This window comes from Denitratimonas tolerans (assembly GCF_037203605.1).
Taxonomy (GTDB): Bacteria; Pseudomonadota; Gammaproteobacteria; order Xanthomonadales; family Xanthomonadaceae; genus Denitratimonas; species Denitratimonas tolerans.
In genome coordinates, this window is sequence record NZ_JBBDHC010000018.1 from 20,135 (window position 1) to 36,397 (window position 16,263).

General features: G+C 69.1%; 16 protein-coding genes. 11 read left to right on the plus strand and 5 right to left on the minus strand.

What is annotated here, in order from left to right:
* The first annotated feature begins 14 nt into the window (after positions 1 to 14).
* The 4 genes from WB794_RS11640 (at position 15) to WB794_RS11655 (ending at position 5,614) form a co-directional block, all read left to right on the plus strand.
* Entirely contained in the window at positions 15 to 1,070 is a 1,056-nt protein-coding gene (locus WB794_RS11640; protein WP_337336026.1) for a 2-oxoacid:ferredoxin oxidoreductase subunit beta, read from the plus strand.
* Between the two features lie 153 nt (positions 1,071 to 1,223).
* Positions 1,224 to 2,792, plus strand: a complete 1,569-nt coding sequence (locus WB794_RS11645) for a trypsin-like serine peptidase (RefSeq protein ID WP_337336027.1) — start codon at positions 1,224 to 1,226, stop codon at positions 2,790 to 2,792.
* 117 nt (positions 2,793 to 2,909) lie between these two features.
* Positions 2,910 to 4,661 (plus strand): bifunctional isocitrate dehydrogenase kinase/phosphatase, encoded by a 1,752-nt coding sequence (aceK, locus tag WB794_RS11650; RefSeq protein WP_337336028.1) that lies wholly within the window; start codon positions 2,910 to 2,912, stop codon positions 4,659 to 4,661.
* Positions 4,662 to 4,717: 56 nt separating this feature from the next.
* Positions 4,718 to 5,614, plus strand: coding sequence for a class I SAM-dependent methyltransferase (locus tag WB794_RS11655; RefSeq protein WP_337336029.1), 897 nt, complete (start codon positions 4,718 to 4,720; stop codon positions 5,612 to 5,614).
* 46 nt (positions 5,615 to 5,660) lie between these two features.
* Here the strand turns inward: WB794_RS11655 and WB794_RS11660 are convergent, their stop codons facing one another.
* Both WB794_RS11660 and queF read right to left on the minus strand, forming a co-directional pair.
* Positions 5,661 to 6,149 carry an NUDIX hydrolase gene (locus WB794_RS11660; protein ID WP_337336030.1) on the minus strand — a complete coding sequence of 163 codons (489 nt, stop codon included), beginning with the start codon at positions 6,147 to 6,149 and terminating at the stop codon, positions 5,661 to 5,663.
* Positions 6,150 to 6,170: 21 nt separating this feature from the next.
* Entirely contained in the window at positions 6,171 to 6,995 is an 825-nt protein-coding gene (queF, locus tag WB794_RS11665; RefSeq protein ID WP_337336031.1) for an NADPH-dependent 7-cyano-7-deazaguanine reductase QueF, read from the minus strand.
* A gap of 182 nt (positions 6,996 to 7,177) precedes the next feature.
* Between queF and WB794_RS11670 the strand changes: the two genes are divergently transcribed.
* The 3 genes from WB794_RS11670 to WB794_RS11680 all read left to right on the plus strand — a co-directional run bounded on the left by WB794_RS11670 (position 7,178) and on the right by WB794_RS11680 (position 9,464).
* Positions 7,178 to 7,978, plus strand: coding sequence for a TatD family hydrolase (locus WB794_RS11670; RefSeq protein WP_337336032.1), 801 nt, complete (start codon positions 7,178 to 7,180; stop codon positions 7,976 to 7,978).
* Between the two features lie 72 nt (positions 7,979 to 8,050).
* Positions 8,051 to 8,392: a hypothetical protein gene (locus tag WB794_RS11675; protein WP_337336033.1), complete on the plus strand. Its 342-nt coding sequence runs from the start codon at positions 8,051 to 8,053 to the stop codon at positions 8,390 to 8,392.
* 4 nt (positions 8,393 to 8,396) lie between these two features.
* Positions 8,397 to 9,464, plus strand: coding sequence for a hypothetical protein (locus WB794_RS11680; protein ID WP_337336034.1), 1,068 nt, complete (start codon positions 8,397 to 8,399; stop codon positions 9,462 to 9,464).
* Between the two features lie 59 nt (positions 9,465 to 9,523).
* Here the strand turns inward: WB794_RS11680 and WB794_RS11685 are convergent, their stop codons facing one another.
* Together WB794_RS11685 and WB794_RS11690 are read right to left on the minus strand one after the other, a co-directional pair.
* Entirely contained in the window at positions 9,524 to 10,297 is a 774-nt protein-coding gene (locus tag WB794_RS11685; protein ID WP_337336035.1) for an ABC transporter permease, read from the minus strand.
* Positions 10,294 to 11,229, minus strand: a complete 936-nt coding sequence (locus WB794_RS11690) for an ABC transporter ATP-binding protein (protein WP_337336036.1) — start codon at positions 11,227 to 11,229, stop codon at positions 10,294 to 10,296. The genes WB794_RS11685 and WB794_RS11690 overlap by 4 nt, the downstream gene beginning before the upstream one ends.
* 63 nt (positions 11,230 to 11,292) lie before the next feature.
* Here WB794_RS11690 and WB794_RS11695 point away from each other — a divergent pair, with 63 nt between their 5' ends.
* Positions 11,293 to 12,027: a ferredoxin--NADP reductase gene (locus WB794_RS11695; RefSeq protein WP_337336037.1), complete on the plus strand. Its 735-nt coding sequence runs from the start codon at positions 11,293 to 11,295 to the stop codon at positions 12,025 to 12,027.
* Between the two features lie 42 nt (positions 12,028 to 12,069).
* On the opposite strand, the gene WB794_RS11700 is transcribed toward WB794_RS11695, so the two are convergent.
* A complete protein-coding gene (locus WB794_RS11700; RefSeq protein WP_337336038.1) occupies positions 12,070 to 12,768 on the minus strand; it encodes a hypothetical protein in 699 nt (232 codons plus the stop codon).
* Positions 12,769 to 12,885: 117 nt separating this feature from the next.
* On the opposite strand from WB794_RS11700, the gene WB794_RS11705 reads away from it, so the two are divergent.
* Genes WB794_RS11705 through WB794_RS11715 form a run of 3 tightly spaced genes read left to right on the plus strand, consistent with a single transcriptional unit; the run spans position 12,886 to position 16,250 of the window.
* Positions 12,886 to 14,337, plus strand: coding sequence for an alpha/beta hydrolase (locus tag WB794_RS11705; protein ID WP_337336039.1), 1,452 nt, complete (start codon positions 12,886 to 12,888; stop codon positions 14,335 to 14,337).
* Between the two features lie 3 nt (positions 14,338 to 14,340).
* A complete protein-coding gene (locus tag WB794_RS11710; protein WP_337336040.1) occupies positions 14,341 to 15,087 on the plus strand; it encodes an ABC transporter ATP-binding protein in 747 nt (248 codons plus the stop codon).
* Entirely contained in the window at positions 15,084 to 16,250 is a 1,167-nt protein-coding gene (locus WB794_RS11715; protein ID WP_337336041.1) for an ABC transporter permease, read from the plus strand. Before WB794_RS11710 ends, WB794_RS11715 begins: the two co-directional genes overlap by 4 nt.
* Positions 16,251 to 16,263: the final 13 nt, after the last annotated feature.

A 16,263-nucleotide genomic window follows, 5' to 3' on the forward strand; every position in this document is an offset into this window, starting at 1 on the left:
GGCGCGAGCAGACCATGACCTACCTCGCCAAACCCCGGTTGCACCATCCCTCGCTCGGCTGCAACGCGCTCGGCTACACCCGGCGCGACTACGAGGGCCGCATCTCCACGCTCTGCGCCGGCTGCGGCCACGATTCCATCTCCGCCGCCATCGTGCGCGCCTGCTGGGAGCTGGCGATCGAGCCGCACCGCGTGGCCAAGCTCAGCGGCATCGGCTGCAGCTCCAAGACGCCGGACTACTTCCTCAGCCCATCGCACGGCTTCAACACCGTGCATGGGCGGATGCCCTCGGTGCTGACCGGTGCCAACCTCGCCAACCGCGACCTGCTCTACCTGGGCGTCTCGGGCGACGGCGACTCGGCCTCGATCGGCATCGGCCAGTTCGTCCATGCCATCCGGCGCGGCGTCAACATGGTCTACATCGTCGAGAACAACGGCGTCTACGGGCTCACCAAGGGCCAGTTCTCGGCCACTGCGGACGCCGGCTCGGTATCGAAGAAGGGCGTGGTCAACCGCGACAACCCGATCGATCTGGTCAGCCTCGCGCTGCAGCTCGGTGCCACCTACGTGGCGCGCAGCTTCTCCGGCGACAAGGAGCAGCTCGTGCCCCTGATCAAGGGCGCGATAGCGCACCGCGGCGCGGCCATCCTCGACGTGCTCAGCCCCTGCGTCACCTTCAACAACCACGCCGGCAGCACCAAGAGCTACGACCACGTGCGCGAGCACAACGCCGCGATCAACCGCATGGACTTCATCGAGGGTCGCGAGGAAATCGTCGCCGACTACGCGCCCGGCGAGCTGATCGAGATCGAACAGCACGACGGCAGCCGCCTGCGGCTGCGCAAGCTCGACACGGCCTATGATCCGTCCGACCGCATCGCGGCGATGAACCACGTGCACGAGCGCGAAGCCGCGGGCGAGATCGTCACGGGACTGCTCTACATCGAAGAAAGCGCGCAGGACCTGCACACCCACCTCAAGACCGTCACCACCCCGCTCAACGCTCTCGATACCGCGGCGCTGTGCCCCGGCGCGGCGGCGCTGGAGAAGATCAACGCGACGCTGCGCTGAGGCGCACGGCGTCAGCGCAGGCAGCGCCGCCGCGCCGGCCAGCAAGCCAGCCGCGGAAAAGAGCATCTTGGGGCTGACATAAAAATCCTTGACTGCCGTCACAAAACAAGCGCACGATCCGCTCAACTTCCGCCGGGAAACGGGGGGTGGGCCGTGAAATGGATCGTGCAAAGCGCGCTTGCGCTGGGATTCCTGGGCTATGCCTCGCTGGCCGGCGCGCAGTCCCATGACCCCATACCCATCGAACCGGTGTCCGGCGAGCAGTACCCGCACGCGATCTTCCTGGAACATGCGGCGGAGCCAGCCATCGCGCCCGACCACCCTCCGCTTTCCGATATCCCGCCGATGCCGATGCCGCAGGCGTCCGATGCGCAGCTGCGGGGCCGCTCCAGCGACGAAGTCTCGATCCACGATGCGGACACCGGGGAAACCCTCGTGCTCCCGCTCGGCGTTCCTTCGGGACTGCGCGAAGCGCGCTCCAACGGTCCCGCCTACGCGGGAATCGGCGGCTCCACGAGCGCTTCCGGATCAGCGCCGGGGCTCGAGGCGTTCAGCAACATGGTGGTTGCAGGTGGCCTGTCCGGATGGCCGCGCAGCGGCAACGTGAAGCTCGTCATGCGCTTCACCTCCAGCATCGACAGCGCTGTCTACACCTACGTTTGCAGCGGCTCGATGGCCGATGGCGGCGTCGTTCAGACGGCCGGCCATTGCGTCTACGCACGCGATCCGGACGGCAACCAGATCTTCGCCTGGGCCGATGAAATCTGGGTCTATCCCGCCTGGGACGGGGTCAACGCGGACACGTCCAACGTCTTCCAGCACTTCGGCCGCGCCCGCGGCACCCACTACCTGGCCGGAAGCAACTGGGTCAACGACGGCAACTGGGACGCGGACCTGGGTGCCATCCGCATCCGGCGCGACTCGCGCCCGGGCCTTGGGCTCCTGACCGGCTGGTTCGGATGGTCGTGGGGCGGCGACTGCGCCTCCCAGCAGGCGCGCACCTACTACAACTTCAGCTACCCGGCGGAAAACTGCGGCGGTGGCCTGCATACCGGCCGCACCATGTACTACTGGGACGGGAGCTTCGACAGCTGCCCGGGCAACCAGCTCCGGATCGATACGACCGCAGGCTGCCTCACCGCATTATGGGGCGGCATGTCCGGCTCGGGGGCCTACTACATCAGCGGCGACCAGCGCTATGTCCACGCGGTGGCTTCCACCAGCAATCGCACGACCATCGGCAACTACGCGCGGTTCTGGGAGCAGTGGGTCACCGACCGGCAGACCTATATCGACACTACCCGCGGCACCGCGGTCGATTTCTCTCCGCTGCGCTTTCGCACCGGAGGCTCCAGCACGGTCGTCGCCGGCTCCCCGGCCAGCGGACCGTTCACCGTGCTGGTCGCCAACGCCACCAACAACGATCCGGCCCTGCGAACGATCACCGTGCGCGTCTACCTGTCCACCAACAGCACGATTTCCGCCACCGATACCCTGCTGGCGACGTGGAACTACTCGATTGATTTCGCCCCGATGCAGTTGCGCACCTTGAATGTGCCGGCTCCGATCATTCCCGCCAGTGCCTCGCTGGGCACCCGCTGGATGGGCGTGGTCCTGGACGCGGGCAGCGACGCGTTCCCGGAGAACAACGCCACCATCGAGTGGGACACCCAGAAGATCACCGTGATCTCCAGCGCCATTTTCAAGAACGGCTTCGAATAGTGCACTCCGCCGTCGTCCGCGGCGCCGGGCGCAGCGGCGGACGAGACATCGCTTCCGGCTGCGCCTATCCTGCGGCTCATCGCCGCCATCCGGGGCGCAGAGTGCAGGTGCGGACGCATGCAGGTTCTCTCTGAAGGCGTCGCGGCGAAGATCCGCGACGGCTTTGCCGACTACCACGCGCGCTTTGCCGCGATCACGCGCCGCGCCCGCACCCGCTTTGAAACCCGCGACGCCGCCGGGATGCGCGCCGACCTGGTCGAACGCATCGGACTGTACGACGTGTGCGTCAGCCAGACGCAGCAGTGGCTTGAGCGGGTGCTTGGCGCGCATGCGCAGGATCGCGCGCTGTGGGCGCGCATCCGCGACGCCTACGCGCACGCGGTTGCCGACCTGCTCGATCAGGAGCTGTACAAGACCTGGTACAACACCCTGACCCGACGCTTCTTCCGCACCCTCGGTGTCGACCCGGCGATCGAATTCGTCGCCCTGGACATCGAGCCCACCGACCACATCACCCACCCGGTCGCGCGCCACAGCTACGCCGTGCAGAGCGAACTTGCGGCGGTGTTCGAGCGGGTGCTGCAGGGCTATCGCTTCAGCGTGCCCTGGGCGCACCCGGCGCGCTGCGCCGACGCGATGGCGCGCGCGGTACGCGAGCGCTTCACCCACTGGAGCGCCAGCCAGTTCGTGCAGATCGAACTGCTGGAAACGGTGTTCTACCGCGAGCAGCGCGCCTACCTGGTGGGCCGTGCCTTCGGTGAATACCGCCACACCCCGCTGGTGATCGCGCTGGAAAGCGGGCCGGACGGCCTCTTCGTGGATGCGCTTCTTACCGATCGCGACCACATCGCCCAGCTGTTCGGCTACACCCGCAGCCACTTCTTCGCCGACCTGCCCACCGTGGGCGACGCCGTGGTGTTCCTGCGCTCGCTGCTGCCGCACAAGCCGGTGGACGAGCTCTACACCGTGCTGGGCCGCGCCAAGCAAGGCAAGACCGAGCGCTACCGCGCCTTTTTCCGCCACCTCACCCAGCGTCCCGACGAACAGTTCGTGCACGCCGACGGCGAGCGCGGCATGGTGATGCTGGTCTTCACCCTGCCCTCGTGGCCGCTGGTGTTCAAGCTGATCCGGGACCGCTTCGCCTATCCCAAGGAAACCGCGCGCGAGGAGGTGATGGCCAAGTACCGCATCGTCTCGCACCACGATCGCGCCGGTCGCCTGGTCGATGCGCAGGAGTTCCGCCACCTGCGCTTTCCGCGCCGCCAGTTCGCGCCCGAGCTGCTGGAGGAACTCATGACCAGCTGCGCCAGCAGCGTGCAGGCCGAGGGCGAGGACATCGTGATCGCGCACTGCTACGTCGAGCGCCGCCTGCGCCCGCTGAACCTCTACCTCAAGGAAGTCCCCGCCGAGGACGCGATGCGCGCGGTGATCGACTACGGCCAGGCGATCCGCGATCTGGCGCGCTCGGACATCTTTCCCGGCGACCTTCTGCTCAAGAACTTCGGCGTCACCCGCAACCACCGCGCGATTTTCTACGACTACGACGAGCTGGCGCTGGTGCGCGACTGCCGCTTCAAGCGCTTGCCCAAGGCGCGCTCCGACGAGGAGGAAATGCACCACGGAGCCTGGTTCTACGTCGATCCGTCGGACGTGTTCCCGGAGGAGTTTCCGCGCTTCCTGGGTCTGACGGCCGAGCAGCACGAGGCGCTGCTGCGGGCGCACGGGGACATCTTCGACGTGGACTGGTGGCTGGCGCTGCAGGATTCCCTGCGCCGCGGCGAGGCCGAGGAGGTGATGCCGTATCCGGACAGCGTGCGGCTGATCGCCGGGCCCACGGCGCATCGCGCGGGTGCCGGCGCGGCAGGGTGACGGCACGGCACCGATGGATCATGCTTGCGCCGGTCCCCGCCACCCGGAGTTTTCCCATGCGCCTTTCCCATTCCCTTCTCGCGCTGGCCTGCGTCGCCGCGCTGGCCGGCTGCCAGCAGCAGGCCAGCGCGCCTGCCGATCCCGCACCCGCGCCGCCCGCCGCGCAGGCACCTGTCGCCGCGCCCGCCGCCGAAACGGTCAGCGCCGCCGATGAGGCGCGCCAGCGTCTTGAGGCGATCGTCGCCGGCAAGCATCGCGCCGAGGCCGATCGCGCGCGCGACGCGTTCCGCCATCCGGTCGAAACCCTGGGTTTCTTCGAGATCGCGCCCGATGCCACGGTGATCGAGATTTCCCCGGGCGGCGGCTGGTACACGGATATCCTCGCGCCTTACCTGCGCGCACACGGCCACTTCATCGGCGCGATCTGGGACGAGAGCCTGCCCGACCAGCCGGCCTACTATGCGCGCCTCAACCAGCAGCTCACCGACAAGATCGCCGCCGCGCCCGATGTTTACGGCGAGCCGGAGCTGCGCCGCTTCAACGCGAAGGCGCCGAGCTTCGGCGAACCCGCCTCGGCCGACGTGGTGCTGACCTTCCGCAACGCCCACAACTGGATCGGTGCCGGCACCGCGCCGGCCTACTTCCAGGCCTTCTTCGACGTGCTCAAGCCGGGCGGAACGCTGGGCGTGGTCGATCATCGCGCCAAGGGTGAAACCGCCACCGACGGCAGCACCGGCTATGTGACCGAGCAGCAGATCATCGATCTCGCCACCGCCGCCGGCTTCCGGTTCGCCGGGCGCAGCGACGTCAACGCCAACCCGGCCGACAGCACCGACCACCCCAAGGGCGTGTGGACGCTGCCGCCCAGCTACGCGCTGGGCGACGAGGATCGCGAGAAGTACGCCGCCATCGGCGAATCGGACCGCATGACGCTCAGGTTCGTGAAGCCCTGACCGCCGCGGTACCGGGCCGCCCATGCACGGGCGGCCCGGTACCGCATCACAGCCGCGAATGGCTCCACGACACCGGCCGCCCGTTGCGATACGGCATCACGCCGTGGAAGGCGCGCGGATCGTCATCGAACACCAGCGGCAGGAAGTGGCGATCACCTTCCCACATCGGCAGGTCCATGAGCGTGGCGCGCGGTTTCCACTCCAGCGTGCCTTCCGGATTGCGCGTGAAGGGCGTGCCCGCGTAACGGGTGATGAGGAAGACGAAGCCGAGCCAGTCCTCGCCGTTCTTGCCGAATCCGGGCCAGGAAATCGTGCCGCGCAGGCGCATCTCCTCGCAGGTGATCCCTGCCTCTTCCAGGATTTCGCGCCGCATCCCGGCCACCACGTCCTCGTCGGCCTCGAGCTTGCCGCCCAGGCCGTTGTACTTGCCCAGGTGTTCGTCCTCGGGCCGTGCGTTGCGGTGGATCATCAACACCTGATCGCCTTCGGGCGAGAGCACGTAGCCGAGCGTGCCGATGATGGGGCAATAGGGCATCGGGGTTCTCCGTAATCTGGCTTACTGGCGCGCCAGGCGCGGATTGGGCGGCACCCCGGCCGACGTGCTGCGCCAGGGGTTGATGTCGAGCCCGCCGCGCCGGGTGTAGCGCGCGTAGACGGCAAGGCGCTCGCATGCGCAGCGCGCGCGGATGTCGCAGAAAATCCGCTCCACGCACTGCTCGTGGAAGTCGCTGTGGTCGCGGAAGGAGACGAGGTAGCGCAGCAGCCCCTCACGGGCGATGCGCGGGCCGGCATAGGCGATCTGCACGCTGGCCCAGTCGGGCTGCCCGGTCACCGGGCAGTTGGACTTCAGCAGGTGCGATACCAGAACCTCCTCGATCCGCTCAGTCACCTCGGCGGAAAGGTACTCCGGTCGCGGCGGGCCGTAGTCGGAAATCGCGAGGTCCAGGTCGTCGATGCACTCGCCGTCCAGCGTTTCGATGCGCTCGGCGGCGAAGTCCGCAGGCGGCGTCAGCGCCACCTCGACCGGCGCGCCGGCGGCGCGCGAAAGATCGGAAACGAGGCACGCGCGCACCGCGTCGGTGCCCGCCATCCGGGTGCCGGAAAACGAGCCCAGATAGAGCTTGAAACTCTTGGATTCGATCAGATTGGGGCTGGATGCCGGCACCGCGAAACGCGCCAGCGCGATCTGCGGCTTGCCACGCGCGTCGAGCCAGGAAAGCTCGTAGGCGTTCCACAGGTCCACCCCGTGGAACGGCAGCGCCGCGCCCAGGCCCAGCGCATCGCGCCCGGCGGCGCGCGCGATCGGGAACAGCAGCGCAGGGTCGTGGCGCTGCGCGTAGCGCGTCTCGCGCCCGAGCGGCGAATCGTGCGGCGTGGTCATGCGCGCATTCTAGCGGCTCGCCTTTCGCCACGCGGAACGGCCACAATGTCGGGTGGTGCGCTGGTGGTTCCGGGCGACGCGCCCGATGCAAAGCGTCCCCTCACCCCCTCGAAGGCGGGGAGAGGGCGCAAAACCCGCGCAACGACCGCTTCCCGCTTCCCCGTTCCCCATTCCCCGCCCCAATGATCGACATCGGCACCAACCTCACCCACGACAGCTTCGACCACGACCGCGACGCGGTGCTGGCGCGCGCGCGCGCGGCCGGGGTCACGCGCATGATCGTCACCGGCGCCAGCCGCGAACATTCGCCCCAGGCGCTGGAATTGGCGCGCGCCCACCCCGGCGTGCTGTACGCCACCGCCGGCGTGCATCCGCACCACGCGGTCGAATACACCGCCGAGTGCGACGCGGAAATGCGCGCCCTGCACGCGCATCCGGAAGTGGTCGCGGTGGGCGAGTGCGGGCTCGACTACTTCCGCGATTTCTCGCCACGCCCGGCGCAGCGGCGCGCCTTCGAGATGCAGCTGGAAATCGCGATCGATACCGGCAAGCCGCTGTTCCTGCACCAGCGCGATGCGCACGACGATTTCGTCGCGATCATGAAGAACGTCGAAGGCCGCATCGGCGCGGCCGTGGTGCACTGCTTCACCGGCGGCCGGCGCGAGCTGTTCGAGTACCTGGACCGTGACTGGCACATCGGCATCACCGGCTGGCTGTGCGACGAGCGCCGCGGCGCGCACCTGCGCGAACTGGTGAAGAACATCCCCGCCGAGCGGCTGATGATCGAAACCGACGCGCCCTACCTCCTGCCGCGCACCCTGCGGCCGATGCCGAAAGACCGGCGCAACGAACCGGCCTTCCTGCCGCATATCGCCGAAGAACTGGCGCGCGATCGGGGTGAAACCTTCGAGCAGGTGGCCGCCACCACCACCGCCACGGCGCAGGCGTTTTTCGCCCTGCCCGAAACGCAGGCGCCTGCCTGAGACCACCGTCCGCTTCTGGACGCGACGGCGCGGGCTGTCTACCCTGCACGCTCTGGTTTGAAGGGAACGCCGATGCATATCCCCATGGCGCTGCTGCTGGCGGCACTTCTGATGGTGCCCGCGGCTTCACACGCGGCCGGCGAAGAGGACGAGGCCTGGATCGCAAGCTACATGGCCTCGGCGTCGGCACCGGGGCTTGCGCGCAGCGGCAGGCAGGCGCGCACGCTGGAGTTTGCGCAGCTCTCCGGGCATATCGGGCGGCGGGTGCGTTTCACCCTGGACGGCGGGCGCGAGCGGCGCGGCCTGGTCGAGGGCGTACGCGGCGACGAGGTGCAGTTGCGAACCCAGCTCAGCGGCGGATTTTCGCTCTCTTCGGTGTCGCGCCGCGACATCCGCAGCATCCAACTGGACTGATTCGATGATCGGCAGCTTGATGTCCATGGGCGGCTACCTGCTCGTCCTTTTCGTGATCTCGGTGTGGATGTGCGTGAGGATCTGGCGGCGCAGCCCGCTGCTGGCGATCGGCGCGCTCCTGTTCTGGCCGCTGTCGATCGTGGCGCTGGTGATGTGCTGGGGCGACAAGGACTCGGACATCCGCGTGCCGTTCGCTCTTTCCGCGGTGGTCACGCTGCTGATCGGTGTGATGGCGATGCGCGCGGTCGACAAGGGCGTGGACGAGATGGCCTGGGCGCTCACCGACGAGGACATCGCGGAGATACGGATCGGCGATCCGGCGCTGGCGGCGCGGCTGGAAGCGGCGCGCGAGCGCACCCGCGCCGAGTACGAGGAATCGGAGTACGACGACGGTGCCGAGGCGGGATCGCCGCGCCGCGCGCACGCCGCCGAAGCGGATCCGGAAGCGGTGCCGATGCCGGCACCGCGCGAGTATTCCGCGGCCGAGGTCGAGGCGCAGCAGCGCGCCGAGCTGGCGATGGCGGTGCAGGCCGTGTCGTGGCGTTTCGGCGTGCTGGACCTGACGCCGGCGGCCGCCAGCCTGCACCTGCCGCGCGACTTCCGCTTCGTGCCGCGCAAGCAGGTCTCGCGGGTGGCGCGGGCGCGCGGCACGCCGCTGACCGACGAGGTGCTGGGCTGGGTGGTGCATCGCCAGGTGGATCTGGCGCGCGAGGACGCCTGGTACGTGCAGCTTCGCTACGTTCCCACCAGCACGCGCCTGTCGGCACCGCTGGGCGTGGGCGACAAGGCCGCCGATGCGCCGGCGCAGGCGCGGTTCGCGGAGCGGGTGGCCTCGCAGCTGCGCGCCGGCGTGCCGCCGCAGGCACCGTCCTGGGATGCGTCACACCGGTTCGCAAGCTGGCAGTGGCCGGTGGAAGGCGCCGGGGGCAGCTACGGCGAGCACGTCGCGGCGATCCCGCTGCGCGGCGGCGTGCTGGAGTTCAGCGTGCCGCGCCTGCACGAGACCCACGCCGAGCTGGGAGCGCGCAGCGCGCGGCTGATGGCGCTGCGCACGACGCCCACGCCGCGCTGACTGCAAGATCGCGCGCGCCGGCGTCACCGCGTCGCGCGCGGGTCCCGGCACACGGGCTCTCAGCTGCGCAGGCCGACGCCGCGCCTGAGCAGCCACAGCGCGAACCCGCCGAGCAGCGCGACGAAGCCGAACATCAGCACATAGGCCACCCACAGCGGCACGTCGCTGCTGCCCAACAGGCCGTAGCGGAAGGCGTTGACCATGTAGAAGATCGGGTTGGCGTAGGTCGCACTCTGCGCCCAGCCGGGCAGGAGCGTGATCGAGTAGAACACCCCGCCCAGGTAGGTGAGCGGCGTGAGGATGAAGGTCGGCACGATGGCGATGTCGTCGAACTTCTTCGCGTACACCGCGTTGACGAAGCCGGCGAGCGAGAAGATCGTGGCACCCAGCAGCATCGAGCTGAGCATCACCAGCGGATGCGGGACGTGTACGCGGGTGAAGGCCATGGCGATGAGGAAGACGATGGCACCCACCATCAGGCCGCGCAGCACGCCGCCGGCGACGTAACCGGCAAGCACCACCCAGGCCGGGGCCGGGCTGACCAGCAGCTCTTCCACGTGGCGGCCGAACTTGGCACCGAAGAAGCTGGACGAGATGTTGCCGTAGGCGTTCTGGATGATGCTCATCATCACCAGGCCGGGCACGATGAACTCCATGTAGCCGTAGCCGCCCATATCGCCGATACGCGCGCCGATCAGCTTGCCGAAGATCAGGAAGTAAAGCGTCATCGTGATCGCGGGCGGGATCAGGGTCTGCGTCCAGATGCGAAGGATGCGGACGACCTCGCGCCGGGCGATGGTGTGCAGCGCGACGAGGTTCGGATGCCGGCTCATGACGCGGCCACCTCGCGCGCGGTCAGGCGCAGGAAGAGTTCTTCCAGCCGGTTGCTGCGGTTGCGCATCGAGCGCACCACGATGCCGGACTCGCCCAGCGCGGAAAAAAGCAGGTTGAGGTTCATGGTGCGCGGCATTTCGACGTCGAGGGTGCGGACATCGCGTGCGGTCAGGCGTACGCCCTCGATCTGCGGCAGCAGCGCGGGCAGTTCGCCGTCGATGTCGAACACGAAGCCTTCCACGTCGAGCGTGGCCAGGAGCGCCTTCATCGCGGTGTGCTGCACGATCCGGCCGTGGTCGATGATGGCGATATTGCGGCACAGTTCCTCGGCTTCCTCCAGATAGTGCGTGGTGAGGATGACCGTGGTGCCGGAGGCGTTGATCTCGCGCATTTGCTGCCACATGCCGCGGCGGATCTCGATATCCACCCCGGCGGTGGGTTCATCCAGGATCAGGAGGCGCGGGCGCGTCATCAGGGCACGGGCGATCATCAGGCGCCGCTTCATGCCGCCCGACAGGGTGCGGCTGGTGAGGTGGGCCTTGCCGGAAAGATGGGCGCGCGCCAGCTCCTCGTGCGCGCGCTCGATCGCCAGCGCGCGCGGCACGCCGTGGAACCCGGCATAGTTCACCAGGATGTCGAACGGGCGCTCGAACAGGTTGAAGTTGATTTCCTGCGGCACCAGGCCGACCAGACGCATCGCATCGCCGCGCCGGCGCGCGACGTCGACGCCGAATACTTCCACGGTGCCGGCGCTGGCGTTGACCAGCGAACTGATGATGCCGATGAGGGTGGACTTGCCGGCGCCATTGGGGCCAAGGAGGGCGAAAAAGTCGCCTTCGCCCACGTCCAGGCTGATGCCGTGCAGGGCCGTGACGCCATTGTCGTAAACCTTGCGCAAGTCGGAGACGTGCAGCGCCGGGGGCGAACTCATCGATGCCTGCCAGATAGTGCCAGCCCGCTAGTATAGCCGTTTGCCTGCCCGCCCCCTGCCGCCGTGACCACACGCATTCCGCTTCGCCTCACGTACCGCCGCCCGATCACCGCGTCGGTGCTGCACCTGGGCTTCGAGCACGCCGACGGCGCGCCGCTGCCGTTCCGCGCCGGCCAGTTCATCCAGCTCCACGTCGTGGATGCGAACGGCACCTTGCAGCGGCGCAGCTACTCGCTGGCCGGCGCGCCGCTCGAGGAAGGGAGGCGCTGGGAAATCCTCGTCGGGCTGGCTCCGGGCGGTCTGGCCAGCGCGCGCCTGGCGCAGATGGCGATGGGCGAGACGGTGGAGGCGACCGGGCCATTCGGGCGTTTCGGCCTGGCCGCGCGCGACGCCGCGCCGCGCTACCTGATGATCGCCACCGGCACCGGCATCGCGCCGTTCCGTTCGATGCTGCCAGACCTCGTGCAGCGCGCCGAAAGCGGCGCGAAGGTCGTCTTGCTGCACGGGGTCCGCGACAGCGCGCAGCTGTATTTCCGCAAGGACTTCCTCGACGCCGCGGGCGCGGTGCCCGGTTTCACCTACCTGGGCTGCCTGTCGCGGGAAGCCGTGCCCGGGGGCGATCCGCATCTGCTGGGCGGCCGGGTGCAGCAGGCGCTGGATGCGCTTTCGCCCCGTGCGGACGACATCGCCTGCCTCTGCGGCCACCCGGAAATGGTGGACGAGGTCGCGCTGCGGTTGCGCGAGGCCGGTCTGGCACCGCCCGCGATCCGGCGCGAGCGCTTCACCGCGTCGGGCTGAGGGGCCGGTGCCGCGCGGCGCGGCACCGGCCCCTGACGCGCGTCAGTTCGCGCCCGCGTCGTCCTCGTCCGCGTCGAGCTTGCCGAGGAACAGCAGCGCGATCTCCTCGACCTGCGCCTTGCGCTCGGGCGAGCCTTGGTCGGACGCGGCCGGGTACTGCGCGATGTCGTACATCACCTCGCCCTGGCGCACGATCAGCGCCGGATCGGGCGGATGCTCGGAGTCGACCCAGGCCGCCAGCGCGGTGTCGTGCAAGTGGAACACCGTGCTGCCATCGCGCACCCGGTAGCTCCACTGGTCCTGCAGCGCGCCGTGGCCCGCGGCGCGGAAGCTGGCGTCGGTGTAGAGATCGACGCGGATGAAGCGCGAGTCGAGGTCGATCCGTGCAGGATCGCGGTTGCGTCCGAAGGCGAACAGGCAGGCGCTCTCCACCGCCATGCCGTAGGCGCGGCGCTGGGTGGTGACGTCGATGATGGTCGGCTCGTCGGGCAGCACGCGGCCCAACTCTTCCTCACTCAGCACATCACAGGCAAAGGGTGCCTCGGCGCTGGTGCGCACCCGCACCCGGCTGGGTTCGCGCGGCGCGAGGTCGGGCTGCGGTTCGGTCCGGGCTTCGGCCTGGACCGGCGCGGCAGGCGTGGCCGCAGGCTCGGGCGTGCCGCGACAGGCCGCCAGACTCGCAACGCCGGCAAGCACGAGCAGGGGCAGGAGGGCGCGCGGGGGCGGCTTCGGAAGAATCATCATCGGTCACCAGAATGCGGGGCCGGTAGTATATCGGCCCCGCCCGCGCCCGCCGCGCGGTCACAGCCTCGGGGCTTCGCCCGTCGGTATCAGGCCCTGTCACTTCCCGGGAAACCCATGAAACGCCCACTCAGCTTCATTGCCCTGTGCCTGGCGGCACCGCTGGCGAGCGCGACCACGCTCGGCGGCATCGCCTTCTCGCCCTGCACCCTGGCCGCACCCGGCGCGAGCGCCCCGGTCGCGGCACAGTGCGCCCGCGTCGAGGTGCCCGAAGATCGCGCCGCACCCGACGCCCGACGCATTTCCCTGGCGCTGGCCTGGGTTGCCGCCGCCACCGCCGATCCGGCCGCCGATCCGGTGTTCCTGCTGGCCGGCGGGCCGGGCCAGTCGGCGCGGGACAGCTATCCGGCGGTCGCCGGCGCGTTTTCCGACATCCTCAAGCGCCGCCACGTGATCCTGCTCGACCAGCGCGGTACCGGCGAATCCAATCGCCTGGCCTGTGCGCAGGATGAGGCCGAGTCGACCGACATCTCGATCGGGCACGCGGTGGAACAGACCCGCGCCTGCCTGACTTCGCTCTCCGCGGTGGCCGACGTGCGCCACTACACCACGGGCAACGCGGTGGCCGATCTGGAGGCGGTGCGTCTGGCGCTGGGCGTCCCGGCGATCAACCTGATCGGCGTTTCCTACGGCACGCGCGTGGCGCAGCAGTACATGAAGGCCTACCCGGAAGCGGTACGAAGCGCCGTGCTCGACGGCGTGGTCCCCAATTCGCTGGTGCTGGGGCAGGAGCACGCACGCAACCTGGAGGATTCCCTGGCGCGCCAGTTCGCGGCCTGCACCCGGCTTCCCGCCTGCCGCGAGGCGCTGGGCGATCCGATGGACACTTTCCGCGCACTGGCCGCCGAGCTCGCCGAGCAGCCGCGGCAGGTGCACTTCCGCGACGCCACCACCGGCGCGCCGGCGCAGGGCGAGTTCGGACGGCCGGCGCTCTCGGGGCTGCTGCGCATGTACGCCTACCAGCCGGCCATCGCCGCGACGCTGCCGCTGCTGCTGTCGGACCTGGCACAGGGACACTCGGACGCCGCCATGGCGCAGGCGCGGATGCTGATGAGCTCGATGGACGAGGCGATGGCGCAGGGCATGGGCCTGTCGGTCACCTGTTCGGAGGACGCCGACGAGCTGGTGCCCGACCCGGCCGACGCCGATACCGTGATGGGCGACGAATTCGTCCGCTACATCCAGGCCCAGTGCGCGGTCTGGCCGCACGGCTCCCGCGCCGCCGACTTCCGCGAACCGGCGCGCGGCGACACGCCGGTGCTGCTGCTCTCGGGCGAGCTCGACCCGGTGACGCCGCCGCGCTACGGCGAGGAGGTCGCCGCACACCTGCCCCGATCGCGCCACCTGGTGCTGCGCGGCCAGGGCCACAACGTGATCGGCACGGGCTGCACGCCCAAGCTGGTGGCGCGTTTCATCGAGAACATCGACGCGGCGGCGCTGGACGCGGAGTGCCTGGACCGCCTCGCCGCCACGCCACCTTTTTCCGGTCGCTACGGTTGGGAGCCCTGAGCCATGATCGAAGCCAACAGCCTGGCCAAGGCCTTCAAGACCCGCACCGGAACGGTGCAGGCGGTATCGGACGTGAGCTTCATCGCGCGCGATGGGGAAATCACCGGACTGCTCGGCCCCAACGGTGCCGGCAAGACCACCACCTTGCGCATGCTCTACACCCTGATGTCGCCGGATCGCGGCAGCGTGAGGGTGGACGGGATCGACGTGGCGCAGCGCCCCGATGAGGTCCGCCGACACTTGGGCGTGCTGCCGGACGCGCGCGGGGTCTACAAGCGCCTGACAGCGCGCGAGAACGTCGCCTACTTCGGCCGCCTGCACGGCATGAGCGAGGCCGACATCGGCGAACGCACCCGCACGCTGTCGCAGGCGCTGGAGATGGACGACATCCTGGAGCGCCAGACCGAGGGCTTTTCCCAGGGCCAACGCACCAAGACCGCGATCGCGCGCGCGCTCGTGCACGACCCGCGCAACGTGATCCTGGACGAACCCACCAACGGCCTCGACGTGATGACCACGCGCGCCATGCGCGGCTTCCTGCACCAGCTGCGCGAGGAAGGTCGCTGCGTGATCTTCTCCAGCCACATCATGCAGGAGGTCGCCGCCCTGTGCGATCGCATCGTGGTGATCGCCAAGGGCACGGTGATGGCGCAGGGCAGCGCCGACGAGCTGCGCGCGCTGACCGGCGAGGACAATCTGGAGGACGCCTTCGTGCGGGTGATCGGTTCGGAAGAGGGGTTGTTCGCATGAGCCCGATTTCCGTGGTGATGATGAAGGAGCTGGTCGACCTCGCGCGCGACCGGCGCACGGTGCTGATCTCGCTCCTGATGGGTCCGATCCTGATCGTGGGCCTGGTGGTGGGCATGGGCGCGGTCATGCAGAAGAAGATGACCACGCAGATGGAAAAGACCCTGGAGGTGCCGCTGATCGGTGCCGAGCAGGCACCCAACCTGGTCGCCTTCCTGGCCCGGCACAACATCCAGGCCGAGGCACCGCCCGAGAATGCCGAAACGGCGATCGCGCAGCAGGATGCCGACGTGATCCTGCGCGTTTCCGCGCGTTACGCCGACGACTGGCGCGCCGGCAAGCCGGCGCTGGTGGAGATCCTGTTCGACAGCACCCGCGATGATTCGCGCATTCCGGTGGCGCGCGTGGACGCGGTGCTGCAGGCCTACGCCCAGCAGGCCGGTGCGCTGAGGCTGCTGTCGCGCGGCGTGGATCCCGGCGTCGGCATGCCGCTGGCCGCCGCGCACGTGGATCTGGCGACGCCGATGAGCCGGGTCGGGCAGGCGCTGGCCTTCCTGCCCTACTTCCTGATCATGAGCGCCTTCCTCGGCGGTGCCTACCTGGTCATCGACGTGACCGCCGGCGAGCGCGAGCGCCAGTCGCTGGAGCCGCTGCTGGCCACGCCGGCCTCGCGGCGCGCGATCATGAGCGGCAAGATCCTCGCGGCCTGCGTGTTCGGCGTGCTGAGCCTGGTGCTGATGCTGGCGGCGTTCAAGGCGGCGTTCTGGCTGGCGCCGGCGGGCGTCAAGGTGGATGTCTCGCTGCTGGCGATGGCCAAGCTGCTGCTGATCCTGCTGCCCACGGTGCTGTTCGGCACCTGCCTGCTGACCGTGATCGCGGCCAGCGTCAAGAGCGTGAAGGAAGCGCAGAGCTACATGAGCCTGCTGTTCCTGGTGCCGATGCTGCCCACCTTCTTCCTGCTGATTTCACCGGTGAAGAACGAGCTGTGGATGCTGGCGATCCCGTTCCTTTCGCAGAACCAGATGATCATGATGGTGCTGCGCGGCGAGACGCTCACGGCACTGGACTGGAGCCTGTACACGGCCGTGGGCGTGGCGGTTTCAGCGGTGCTCTGGTGGATCGCGGCGCGCATGTACCACCGCGAGCACCTTGCCGTGTCGGCCTGATCGTCGTGGGCCG